Below are 11,984 nucleotides of genomic sequence, written 5' to 3' on the forward strand. Positions count from 1 at the left end.
AATCTGGAACTAGAGCGAATCCGGCGCCCGACAGACAGGCTTCGATCGCAAGGTGCACCAGATTAAACGACAGGGTTGACCGCAGTTCGAGATGCCCAAACCCGGTTGCAGCAAACCATGCTTCCCACCCCTCGTCGTGCCACCCCGGCTCGGCATAATCCACCTTGATCAGGGGCCGAGACAGCAGGTCAGCGGGCGTCGACGCGGGCGGCAGCGTGCCCGCCAAGTCGGGCGAACCGACGACAATCAGGCTGCCACTGATCAGCGTGTCCTGTCGGACACCCGGAATCGTTCCACGGCCATGATAGATCGCAAGATCCGGATCCGGCTCCCTGGCGCTCCACCGGTGCGGCAGAGCCATGACAGAAACGGAGATGTCCGGATGGGCCTTGCGAAACGTGCCAATGCGAGGCGCGAGCCACTTCGTTGCGAGTGAGAACTGGCAACGGACGGTGACGGTGCTGAGCCCGCCAGGCAGACGCGCCGCAGCGCCGACGGCGGTGAGTTGATCGAAGATCGCACCGAGGCGCGTTGCAAAAACCCTGCCGGTCTCTGTCAATCCCACGCCATTGGCACGCCGTTCAAACAGCGGTCCACCGACCCACTCTTCGAGCTGCTTCATGTGATGACTAACTGCGCCGGGGGTCACGTTCAGCTCACCAGCCGCCCTGGCGAAGCTCAGATGGCGCGCTGCGGCTTCGAAAGCGCGCAGTGCGGGCAGAGGCGGCAAGTGACGGGCCATGTCGAGACTCAATCTGGCTAATGGTAACGGAGAGAACTTTTGGTTTGCTTGCATATTCTTCCGCATGACATCGTGCTGTCAACGCAATGAATGAGCAGGATTATGTCTAGGGATCAATCTATAGCCACCGCAGTCGCCTATCTGGCCAACGGCCGCTTCCTGGCTGATCTGACTCGGCGCGTCGCAATCGCGACCGAGAGCCAGAACCCCGTACGGCGGCCGGAATGCCTGCGCTATGTAAACGAGTTCAGACAGGATCTCGCAAAACTCGGCTTTACCGGCGACGTTCTGGACAATCCGGACCCTCGAGGCGGGCCGCTGCTGATCGCAAGGCGCAACGAGGCCGGACATCTGCCGACGCTGCTGGTCTACGGACATGCGGACGTGGTGGCTGGCATGGAAGGCACGTGGTCGGATGGCCGTGATCCCTGGCGCGTGAGTGTCGAGGGCGACCGCCTCTACGGCCGCGGTACCGCCGATAACAAGGGCCAGCACACAATCGTGATGCTGGCTCTGGAAGCCGTTCTGGCAACGCGCGGATCCCTCGGCTTCAACGTCGTGGTGCTTATCGAAACTTCCGAAGAGACTGGTTCGGCGGGACTCCACCAGATTTGCTCGGAACATCGTTCGAAGCTCAAGGCCGATTGGCTGATCGCATCGGACGGACCTCGCCTGGCCCGCGACCGCGCGACACTTGATGGCGGCACCCGTGGAACCGTTGATTTCGATCTGATCTGCGATCTCAGGGCCGGCGCACATCATTCCGGCAATTGGGGCGGTCTGATTGCCAACCCGGCCGTGATCCTCGCCAACGCCATCTCCAGCCTGGTGTCGGCGACAGGTCAAATCAATGTTCGAGGAATTCTGCCTGTTGACGTTCCTCCAGGCGTGATGGCCGCACTCGGCCGAATTGAGCTTCAGGCCGAAGATGGCGGCCCGGAACACGATGGCTGGTGGGGCGAACCCGGGCTGACACCATCGCAGCGCGTCTTCGGCTGGACGGCCCTTGAGGTATTGGCAATGACGGCAGGCACACCGGTTCAACCGATCAATGCCATACCACCCCGTGCAACAGCACGACTGCAGATCCGCTACACGGTTGACACCGACCCCACCGGCTTCATGCAGACAATTCGCGCCTATCTTGATGAAAACGGCTTCGGCAATGTCGCCGTCGTTCCAAAGGCCACGGAACTGGAATGGGGCGCCACACGCCTTGATCCCGAGCATCCCCTGATGCGCTGGGCGGCCGCATCCGTTCAACGGACGACGGGGGTGGAACCGACAATTCTGCCGAATGCCGGAGGCTCTTTACCGAACGATTGCTTCGCAGATCTGCTCGGAATTCCAACGGTCTGGGTGCCGCATTCCTACTCCGGATGCTGCCAGCACGCGCCGGACGAACACCTACTGGCGCCACTCGTCGCCGAGGGTCTTGCCATCATGGCAGGTCTGTTCTGGGACCTCGGCACGGACGACCGGCCCGAACGCCTTTAAGCCTGCCAACACAAATCAAAAGGGGGACAATCATGAATGGAAAATGGACGGAATGGCTCGCAGCCTTGGCGCTTGCAGCATTGTTTGCAGCGCCGGCCTCGGCTGACGATTTGCCTGAAGTGCGCATCGGAACGGATGGCGGCTATCTGCCCTGGACCTCGATGACGCCAGCGGGAGAGCTGACCGGATTCGATATCGAGCTGGCGAAGCTCGTCTGTGAGCGAATGCAGCGCAATTGCCGCTTCACCGCCCAGCCCTGGGAAGGGCAGATCCCGGCTCTCGAGCAGGGCAAATATGACATTCTGGTCGGCGGGATATCGATCACCCCGGAGAGGCAGAAACGCCTTGCCTTCACGCAGAGCTACGGCAACCTGCCGATCAATTTTGCCGCCGCCAAAAGCTCTGGCCTGAACGCGAAAAGCTCCTGGGCCGAACTCAAGAAGGCACTCATCGGCAAGACGATCGGCGTTCAATCCGGCACGCAAAGTCAAAAGTTCATGGACAATGAGCTCAAGGGCGAGGTTGACGTCCGTCTCTATGACAATCAGGACAGCCTCAATCTCGACCTATTGGCTGGAAGGATTGACGCGGCGCTTGCGGGGCGTTCACCATGGATAGCGCTCACGGGTTCGTCGCAAGGCGAAACGGTCGAGATCCTGTCCCCCAATCTTGATTTCGAGCAGTTCGACTATCTCGGCGTCGGTGTCGGCGGACTGATGCGCAAGGATACCGAGGAGCTTCGAAAAGCTTGGGACGTGGCCCTTTGCCAACTGAAGAAAGACGGCGAAGTCACGCGGATCTCGCAGCAATGGTTTGGCTTCGACATCTCGACAAAAGCCGACCCGAAGATCTGCGGGGATTTTTGATGGCTGCGGACGCGTCCATTCTTCAAATGCTGGCCTGGGGCGATCAGGGCTGGTCCAGGCCGCTCCTGTTCGGCCTCGGCGTCACCATAGCCTGCGCGAGCCTCGGCTACATTCTCGGTGTCGCCCTTGGGTTTGCGATTGCTCTGGCGAAGCTCGGAAACAATCGATGGATCGCGAGCGCAGCCAATCTCTATACGACGGTGGTGCGCGGGGTGCCTCCCTTGCTCGTCATTTTCCTTCTCTTTTTCGGAACCAATGGAGCACTGATGTGGGTCGCGCGTGGCTTCGGCTACACCGGCTACATCGAGATAGATGCGTTTACGGTTGGTGTGATGGCTGTCACCCTCGTCTCGGCATCCTATAGTTCCGAAGTGTTCCGCGGCGCGCACGGCACAATTCCTGCCGGGCAGTTCGAGGCTTTCGCCGCGCTCGGCCTTCGTCCGTTTCCGGGACTTTGTTTGGTCATCATGCCGCAAATGTTCCGGCAGGCTCTGCCGGGCCTCGGCAATGTCTGGATCATGGCCATCAAGGAGACGACACTGCTTTCCGTGATCTCCGTGGCCGAGCTCATGCGGGTCGTCGGCCTCGCGGGGCGCACGACCGGACAACCCTTCGTCTTTTACGGGGCCGCGGCTGTCATTTATTTCGTTCTCGTCGCCGTATCCTCGCGTGCGTTCATCGCCGTCGAGAACAGAATGCGTTGGGGCTGATCATGGATTTCGAAACGACACTCCACGTAGCGAGCGAACTGGCTGGCGCAATCTGGGTCACGCTGGCGCTGGCGGCAGCAACTCTTCCACTTGGTTTTATCCTCGCGGGTATTGCCACATGGGCGCGTGCTTCGCGTCATGGGTTTCTTCGGGCTATCGCATCAGCCTATGTTCTAGCGTTCCGCTCCACGCCGCTGCTGGTTCAGATCTTCGTCCTCTATTATGGTCTCAGCCAGTTCGCGTGGCTGCGCCAAAGTCCAGCATGGATCCTGTTGCGGGAACCTTTCGCCTGTGCGGTGATCGCCATGAGCCTTTGTTCGGGCGCGTATACGGCCGAAGTGATGCGCGGTGGCCTGGCCGCCGTGCCCAAAGGCGCGATCGAGGCGGCACGCGCGCTCGGACTGTCGCCGCTCAAGGTCTTTTTCCTCGTCACCGCTCCGATCGCTGTGAGGCGCGCCTTGCCCGCCTACAGCAACGAGATCGTCGTGACGCTCAAGGCGACGTCGCTTGCCAGTACCATCACGGTGATGGAACTGACCGGTGTAGCAAAGGATCTGATGAGCGAGACCTTCGCCGTCATCCAGGTATTCTGCATGGTCGCCGCCATATATCTGGTCATCAACTCGGCACTGATCTTCGGATTGCGTTTGTTGGAAATCTACCTTGCCCCACCACACGAGCGGCCGCTTGGGCATCAGCGCGGCGGAAAGCGAAAGGCCGAAGTAAGACCAGCGGATGCATGAGTTGAAGCCACGCGTATTCAGAACTCGACGCACTTGAGGGGTACCGAACCGGCGCTCGTTCGCTCTGAAAAGAGGAACGGCTAAGGTACGCGGCGCTGATGACGCCCAAGCTGCGCACAACGAGCGGGGCAGCGACTGGGATGATCATATGTTCCTGAAGAGAGCTGCGGTGACACTCTGGCGCCCAACGGGGTCACTCTGCCGCCAGCCTTTGCGCAACCCCCAGCAGAGTGCGAGCGCCGATCAGGATGTGCTCGTCCGATACGAACTCAGCCTCATTGTGGCTGATACCGTTCCTGCATGGCACAAAGATCATCGCGGACGGCGCGACACGACTAACGAACAGGGCGTCGTGGAAAGCACCGGATACCATTGGGCGCCTGGCTATCCCAAGAGCGCGACACGTATCTTCAATCGCCGCCGTCACGCGTGGGGCAAACCGGCCCGGCGGCATGTCCACGCGCAGCTGGATCGAGGTCTCGCAATTCCGCCGCGCGCCTGCGGCGCGGCATTCAAGCGTCACACGCTGCTCAATCGCGGCAAGCGCTTCGGCGTCCGGATGGCGGATATCGATGGTGAACGTAACTCGCCCCGGTATGACATTGATCGAACCCGGCTCAGCCGTGATGCGCCCGACCGTCAGGCGCGCCTGGGGATCGCAGGGCATGACATCGTCCTGAATGCGCGCAATCGCAGCGGCGGCCGCCGCCATCGGATCCCGCCGGAATTCGAGTGGTGTAGTCCCGGCATGGGCCGCCTCACCCGAAAAGGTAATCTCCAGCCACTTCGTACCCTGCACGGCGGTGACGATACCGATCGGGATCTCCTCACGCTCGAGAATGGGGCCCTGCTCGATATGCAGTTCCACGAAGGCCGCGATTGCGTGCCCGGCTGGCCGCACCTCGGCTTCTGGCATCGCCCGAAGCGTTTCGGCGAGTTCATCGGCAAGGAGCCTGCCATCGGTCGCCTGCGCGTCGCTCCAGTCTGCAACGGCTCCCGCGCCGGCGAAAGCCATGGAGCCCATGCACCCCGGCGAGAACCGGCTTCCCTCTTCATTGGTAAAGGCGACGACCTCGATCGCCCGCTCCGTTTTCAGATCGGCATCGGCAAGCGCTTCGAGCACCTCGAACGCGCTGAGCGTACCAAGCGCGCCGTCGAAGCGACCTCCCGTCGGCTGGCTATCGAGATGGCTACCGATGAGAAGCGGCGCCAGCGCCGCGTCGCGGCCCTCACGCCGGATGAAGAGATTGGCGGCCTCGTCCTGAAACACCGAAAATCCCCGCGCCCAGGCGCGTTCGGCAAGCAGCCGACGAGCGGCGCGGTCTTTCGCGCTCAGTGCCGGCCGGTTGACGCCGCCCGCCGGCGTCGCGCCGATCGCCGCAAACTCGGCAACGGACTGCAGCAACCGCCCGATGTTGACCGCAGGCGTGGCATTCATCGGCCGAGACCTGCAATGAAACGCTTGACCCGGTCGGGATCGACGGCGTTCCACCACACACCATCATATTTGAGGGCGCTGGCGATGATGACGCCATCGGCAACGCCTAAGATATCGTTGGCATTGTCATGGGTGACGCCGCTTCCGACCAGTGTCGGGAGCGAACCCGCCTCCTTGATCATGCTGATATAGTCGAGATCGGCGGCATGCCCCGTCCGCTGGCCGGTTGCGATGACCACGTCAGCATCGAAGAAGACGAGATCCTTGACCTGCTCCTCCACCGGCCGGTCGGCGACGATGGCATGGGCGCCATGCTTGACATGGGCATCGGCAAAAATGCGGATGCCGCGGGCGCGAAGCTGGGCGCGGTATCGCATGGCACGGGCTGCCTCGCCCTCGACGAAGCCTTCGTTGGCCACGTAGGCATTGGCCCATTGGTTGACGCGAATGAAGGAGGCGGAGGATGCCGAGGCGATGGCCAGCGCCGGGATCGCCGCATTGGCGAGGACGTTGATGCCGATCGGCCGACCAAGCTCGCGACGGATGCGATCGGCAATCACGGCCATGTGGGTCGACGTCTCATGACCGATATCATCGGGCTTGGCGAAAGGCACATCGCCGTGGTTCTCGACGATCAGGGCATCACATCCGCCGGCAAGGTAGGCGCGCGCGTCCGAAAGCCCGCGTTCGTAGATCGCCTCCACGCCTTCGTCATCGTAGCGCGGGGCGCCCGGCAGCGGCAGCAGATGCACCACGCCGATCACCGGCTTGTCGCGCCCGAAGAGCGCCTTCAGTATGTTCTTGTCCTGACGTCCGATGGGGTTGCTCATGGCGATCACACGTTTTCCAGTTTCAATGTCTTGGTGAGGGCGGCAAGTTCCGCCCGGCTCGGAAAGGAAGCGAGCGTGCCGGGCCGCTCGACCGCGATACCGGCCGCTTCAGTTGCAATTCTGGCTGCATCGGGGAGCTGCGCTCCGCGCGCCAGAAGCCCGGCAAGCACACCGGTAAAACAATCTCCGGCACCGCTGGTGTCCAGCGCTTCGGCCCTGCCCGCCGGCAGGTGCATGGCCGGCGCGGACGGGGCTTCGAGCACCAGTGCGCCGGCATTGCCAAGCGTGACGATGGCGCTGCCCGCACCCATGGCCAGCAATCGCCGCACGGCGTTCTCCGGTTCCGTCTCGGTGGTCAGCGCCGCGGCCTCAGGCCGGTTGACGACGACGAGCGAAACTGCCGCCAGATCGAGAGGATCTGTGGACAGCGGGCTCGGATTGAGGATTGTGAACAGCCCGTCCGCCCTGGCAGCGGCAAGGCAGGTCGCCGTCACTGCCGGCTGCAGGTTTCCCTGCATCAGCAGGATGTCGTCCACCAACCATGTCTGTCGAAGCGTCGTCATCGCAAGCGGATCGAAGGCTTGCGCGCAGGCGGCTGCGGTAACGATGGCGTTTTCGCCATGGCGGTCGATCATGATCACCGACCGGTCGCAGGGCATCGCAAGCCGATGAAGGTGTCGCGCGGGGATTTCCGCGGCGACACGCGTCTCCATCCAGCCGCTCGCCGCGTCGTTGCCGACCGGTGCCCACAGCGTGACCGCCGCGCCGGTGCGCGCGGCGGCAACGGCCTGGTTGACGCCTTTACCCCCAGGCCCTTCGCCGGCAGCCGACGCGTTCAACGTTTCGCCCGGCGCCGGCAGCCGTTCCAGGCGAAAGCTCGTATCGACGCACAGGTTGCCGACGACATGAATGGCCATGGAGAGCTCCGAAAGACGCCTAGTTGTCCGTGGCCCAGGCGAGCATCTGGGCAAACAGCGTCTTGTAGCCGGGCCAGGCGATGAATTCCGGCGGCAGCCAGTGCGGACCGACATCGGACGTCCAGACCACCGTGCGGCCGCGGCCGTAGGTTCCGGTCACGAGCAGCGGCAACGAGCCATAGTCGGAAGAAACCGTCATCAGCTGGTTGGCGCCGTCCTTGAGCGTGACTTCGTTGAAGCCGAGCAGATAGGGGAACTCGCCGGAAACGCCCGAAAGGATCGGGTGTGACGCATCGCCCGAAACGACGGGCGTAAAGCCCTCCGGCACCTCGACACGGTCGTCCATCGGCAGGCACGCAACCGGCAGGACCTCTTCGACCGGCGTGTTGCGGAAGCGGGCGCCGCCGTTGATGCCCTGGAAGGAATAGTACCCGCCGAACATCAGCAGCGCGCCGCCATTGGCCACATAGTCGCGCAGCAGTTTCAACCGGTTCGGTGTGCGGCGCGAGTGGATCCAGGTGTCCGGATGGAGCAGCAGCGTGTTGGCGCCGATGTCCGAGAGGACGATCGCGTCATAGGCCTCAAGGCCCTCGATCGTGTTCGGGAAGTCGCGCTGCGCCTCGTGCGCCGGCATGAAGCTGACATCGAAGGGGCTATCCTTCAAAGCCTTCAGCAGTTCATCGGCACCGGTGTGATAGGTGACGGTCGGAAACTGGTCGAAACCCTTGATGTGGGTCGCCGTCGAAACCCAGGATTCGCCGGCGAGCAGAACTTTCTTCTTGGTCATTGGTATCTCCTTCAAACAATGGGGCCGGCGGGCTCAGGCCGCGGCGGAAAAGACGGATCGGGGATTGGCGACGAGCATCCGGTCGATCGCTGCCCGATCGACGCCATGGCGCTGCAGCCGCGGCAGGAAGTGCTTCAGGATGTAGCCGTAGCCGAAGCCGCCATAGCGGGTGAGCATGATCTTGAGGAAGACATCCTGCGACAAAAGCAGCCGGTCGGCATGGCCACTGTCGATCAACGCGGCAATGGCGCGGGCATTCTCCTCGTCCGAGGGCGACTGCGCGTCCTGGTCGGCGTAGTAGTAGTCCATGCCGATCATGTCGTATTCCAGGAAGGCGCCGCGCCGTGCGAGCGCCTTCTGGTAATCGAGATCGTTGTGGCTCGGGTTCATGTGGCAGAGCACGGTGTGCGCCGGATCGGCACCCTCCTCCTCCACCACGTCGAGCACGCGATGGGCGAGACGCTCCCAGCCCGGCAGGTGGATCGACAGCGGCAGGCCGGTGATGCGTGCCGCCCGCGCCGCGGCACGCAGCGACTTTTCCTCCTCGGCGGTGAAGTGGCGGCTGACGCCGATCTCGCCGATGATGCCGGCCATGATCTCCGGCTGGTTTTCGCCGCCGCCGACGTCGTCGACGATGAACTGCGTCACCTCTTCCACATCCATGGCCCTAAGCCATTCGGGATGGGTATGTTCGAGGTAGAAGCCGGTGCCCATGATGATGCGCAGCCCCGACATGCGGGCGATGCGAGCAAGCCCTTCCGCATCACGACCGATGCCGAAGTTCGTGGTTTCCACCAGCGTGCAGCCACCGAGCGCCTGGAAGCGCTTCAATTCGCTCAGCGCCAGGTCGCCGTCGTCGAGCGAGACGTTGTCCCGGTTCATATAGGGGTTCATGCGCAGCTCGCCGATGATCTCGATCGAGACCCTCTGTTCGGCGATTGCCTTTTCGTCCGGATGGCAGGGGCAGATCCAGCTGCGCGTGCCGTCGAGAAAGACATGCTCGTGCATGAGCGTCACGCCGAGTTCGTCAACCGGGACGGGGCCGGTGACCGTCATCGCCGTTCCGGAGCGCACGCCAATCGGATGGCGGGTCTTCGGGGTATCGGCAAAAAGGTGGTCGAACATCTTAGCGCCCCCTCGCCCCGCCACGGAAGAGGCGGAAGTTGAGCCAGATCGCCACGAGGATGATGAGGCCGGTCACGATCGGCGTGAAGAACGGCGAGAGATGCGACAGGATCAAGCCGTTCGCCAGCACCGCGACGGTCAGTGCGCCGAGGACCGTGCCGACAAGCGAGCCACGGCCGCCGAAGAGGCTGGTGCCACCAAGCACCACGGCGGCGATGACGTCGAGTTCGAAGCCCTGCCCCGCATTCGACGAACCTGACCCGAGACGGGCAGAAAGGATGACGCCCGCGGCAGCGGCCGCCGTGCCGGAGAGAACATAGACCCAGAGGATGATCCGCCGGGTGTTGACGCCGGCCCGGCGGGTTGCCTCCGCATTGGCGCCGACACCGGTGACGTAGCGGCCAAAATGGGTTTCGTTGAAGGCGATGTACGCGACGATCAGCGCGACGATCGCGATCAGCGCCGGCGCCGGAATGCCCAGTACCCAGGCCCTGCCAAGCGCCACGAAGGGGCTCGCCGGATCGATCGGGATCGAATAGCCGCCGGTGATCAGCAGCGCGAAGCCGCGGATGACCGAGAGGCCGGCGAGCGTGACGATGAAGGCGGGGATGCGTTCATAGGCAATGAAATAGCCCTGGATGATGCCGACCACGGCGCCGAGCAGGAGCATCAGCAGGATGGCAAGCGGCCAGGGGATGCCGGCCTGTAGCGCGGCCGCCGAAAGTGTCGCCGAAAGCGCCAGCACCGAGCCGACCGAGAGGTCGATGCCCCCGGTGGTGATGACGAAGGTCTTTGCCGCCGCAACGATCAGCAGCGGCGCGGACTGGCGGATGACGTTCAGAAGGTTCGGCGCCGTCAGGAAGGCGTCGGTCGCGATCGAAAAGAACAGGCAGCAGACAATGAAGAACAGCGCGATCGACATGACGCCGCCATTCGCGATAATCCGATCCAGAAGCGTTGCTTCGCGCAGGCGCGGCGGATGGCCGGAATAGGTGTTGGATTCGGACGAACTCATGCGCCTCGCTCCTGGCTGTGACCTGCGGACCGGGCGGCAAACTTGCGCCCGACGATGAGATTGACGACTTCCTCGATGTTGGTGTCCTCGATCCGCCGCTCGGCGACGTTGCGCCCCTCGTACATCACCTGGATGCGGTCGCAGACCAGGAAGAGATCCTGCAGGCGGTGGGTGATGAGGATAACCGAGACGCCACGCTTCGACACGGTACGGATCAGTTCCAGCACCGCTTCCACCTCGGCGACGGCCAGGGCCGCCGTAGGCTCGTCCATGATGAGCACCGAGGGGTTGAAGGACGCCGCGCGACCGATCGCGATCGACTGGCGCTGGCCACCGGACAGGTTCTCCACCTTCATGCGGGTATCGGGAATGACGATGCCCAGATTGGAGAGCATGTCGCGCGCCCGCTCATGCATGAGCTTCTTGTCGAGCATCGGCACGCCCGCAACCCGCCTTTTCGGTTCGCGACCGAGGAAGAGATTGCCGGCAACGTCGATCGTGTCGCAAAGCGCGAGGTCCTGGTAGACCATTTCGATGCGTGCCGCGCGTGCATCGGCGGGAGAGGTGAAGGAGACGTGCTTGCCGTCGATCTCGATGGTGCCGGTATCCGGAATGACGGCGCCGGAGAGCACTTTGCTGACGGTTGACTTGCCCGCCCCGTTGTCGCCGACGAGGCCGAGGACTTCGCCCGGCATGAGGTTGAGCGCGACATTGTCGAGCGATTGCAGCGCGCCATAGCGCTTGGATATGCCGGTCATACGGACGCGGCTGACATGCGTGTCGGTCATGTTCATGGCCCTTGCAGAAAATCCGGCTCCCCGACCCTTCTTGAGGCCGGGAAGCGGTGACACTTCGGCTTACTTGAACATGTCGCGATAGGCGTCGACGTTCGCCTTGGTCACGATGGTGACCGGAACGTTGATGATCGGGTCGATCGTCTCGCCCTTCTTCACCTTGACGAGTGCTTCGACGGCGGCCTTGCCTTCACCGGCCGGATCCTGCTGGATAACGGCAGTGACGAAGCCCTGGTCGATGCCGTCGATCGCCGACTTGGTGAGGTCCCAGCCGAATACCTTGATGGAGTCCTGCCGTCCCTGGCTGGCGACGGCGGAGACCGCGCCCAGCAGCGCCGGCTCACCGGTGGCATAAAGCGCCGTCATGTCCGGGTTTGCGGTCATCAGGTTTTCGGCGGCCGAGAGCGCCACGTCCTGCACGTTCTGCCCGTCGACGGTGTTCAGGAATTCGACCTTCTGGCCGCCTTCCGTTACGGCTGCCTTGAAGCCGTCGAGGCGCTGGTTCTGAATGAACGAGTTG

The 11,984-nt window shown here is 63.0% G+C and carries 13 protein-coding genes; 4 read left to right on the forward strand and 9 right to left on the reverse strand.

Annotation, left to right across the window (positions count from 1 at the left end):
• Positions 1-742 (reverse strand): LysR family transcriptional regulator (locus I8N66_RS32345; protein ID WP_291163083.1); only part of this gene is annotated, 742 nt, incomplete at its 3' end.
• A gap of 102 nt (positions 743-844) precedes the next feature.
• Between I8N66_RS32345 and I8N66_RS32350 the strand changes: the two genes are divergently transcribed.
• Genes I8N66_RS32350 through I8N66_RS32365 form a run of 4 tightly spaced genes read left to right on the forward strand, consistent with a single transcriptional unit; the run spans position 845 to position 4,558 of the window.
• Positions 845-2,239: a M20 family metallopeptidase gene (locus I8N66_RS32350; protein ID WP_291163086.1), complete on the forward strand. Its 1,395-nt coding sequence runs from the start codon at positions 845-847 to the stop codon at positions 2,237-2,239.
• A gap of 32 nt (positions 2,240-2,271) precedes the next feature.
• Entirely contained in the window at positions 2,272-3,105 is an 834-nt protein-coding gene (locus tag I8N66_RS32355; protein ID WP_291163089.1) for a transporter substrate-binding domain-containing protein, read from the forward strand.
• Positions 3,105-3,815 carry an ABC transporter permease subunit gene (locus I8N66_RS32360; protein WP_291163099.1) on the forward strand — a complete coding sequence of 237 codons (711 nt, stop codon included), beginning with the start codon at positions 3,105-3,107 and terminating at the stop codon, positions 3,813-3,815. Before I8N66_RS32355 ends, I8N66_RS32360 begins: the two co-directional genes overlap by 1 nt.
• A gap of 2 nt (positions 3,816-3,817) precedes the next feature.
• Positions 3,818-4,558, forward strand: a complete 741-nt coding sequence (locus I8N66_RS32365; RefSeq protein WP_291163101.1) for an ABC transporter permease subunit — start codon at positions 3,818-3,820, stop codon at positions 4,556-4,558.
• A gap of 193 nt (positions 4,559-4,751) precedes the next feature.
• Here I8N66_RS32365 and I8N66_RS32370 read toward each other — a convergent pair whose 3' ends face one another.
• The 8 genes from I8N66_RS32370 to I8N66_RS32405 form a co-directional block, all read right to left on the reverse strand.
• A complete protein-coding gene (locus I8N66_RS32370) occupies positions 4,752-5,996 on the reverse strand; it encodes a Zn-dependent hydrolase (protein ID WP_291163104.1) in 1,245 nt (414 codons plus the stop codon).
• Entirely contained in the window at positions 5,993-6,826 is an 834-nt protein-coding gene (locus I8N66_RS32375) for a BtpA/SgcQ family protein (RefSeq protein ID WP_113538641.1), read from the reverse strand. The genes I8N66_RS32370 and I8N66_RS32375 overlap by 4 nt, the downstream gene beginning before the upstream one ends.
• Before the next feature lie 5 nt (positions 6,827-6,831).
• Entirely contained in the window at positions 6,832-7,743 is a 912-nt protein-coding gene (locus I8N66_RS32380) for a PfkB family carbohydrate kinase (protein WP_291163107.1), read from the reverse strand.
• A gap of 19 nt (positions 7,744-7,762) precedes the next feature.
• Positions 7,763-8,530 (reverse strand): glutamine amidotransferase, encoded by a 768-nt coding sequence (locus I8N66_RS32385; RefSeq protein ID WP_113538600.1) that lies wholly within the window; start codon positions 8,528-8,530, stop codon positions 7,763-7,765.
• A gap of 33 nt (positions 8,531-8,563) precedes the next feature.
• Positions 8,564-9,655, reverse strand: a complete 1,092-nt coding sequence (locus tag I8N66_RS32390) for a phosphotriesterase-related protein (RefSeq protein ID WP_291163109.1) — start codon at positions 9,653-9,655, stop codon at positions 8,564-8,566.
• Position 9,656: 1 nt separating this feature from the next.
• Positions 9,657-10,577: an ABC transporter permease gene (locus I8N66_RS32395; protein WP_291163114.1), complete on the reverse strand. Its 921-nt coding sequence runs from the start codon at positions 10,575-10,577 to the stop codon at positions 9,657-9,659.
• 89 nt (positions 10,578-10,666) lie between these two features.
• On the reverse strand, positions 10,667-11,458 hold the full coding sequence (locus I8N66_RS32400; protein ID WP_113538640.1) for an ATP-binding cassette domain-containing protein: 792 nt from the start codon (positions 11,456-11,458) through the stop codon (positions 10,667-10,669).
• A 69-nt stretch (positions 11,459-11,527) separates the two neighbouring features.
• A partial coding sequence (locus tag I8N66_RS32405) for a substrate-binding domain-containing protein (protein WP_291163112.1) occupies positions 11,528-11,984 on the reverse strand: 457 nt, incomplete at its 5' end.

The sequence above is a fragment of the Ensifer sp. SSB1 genome (assembly GCF_016652895.1).
Lineage (GTDB): Bacteria > Pseudomonadota > Alphaproteobacteria > Rhizobiales > Rhizobiaceae > Ensifer.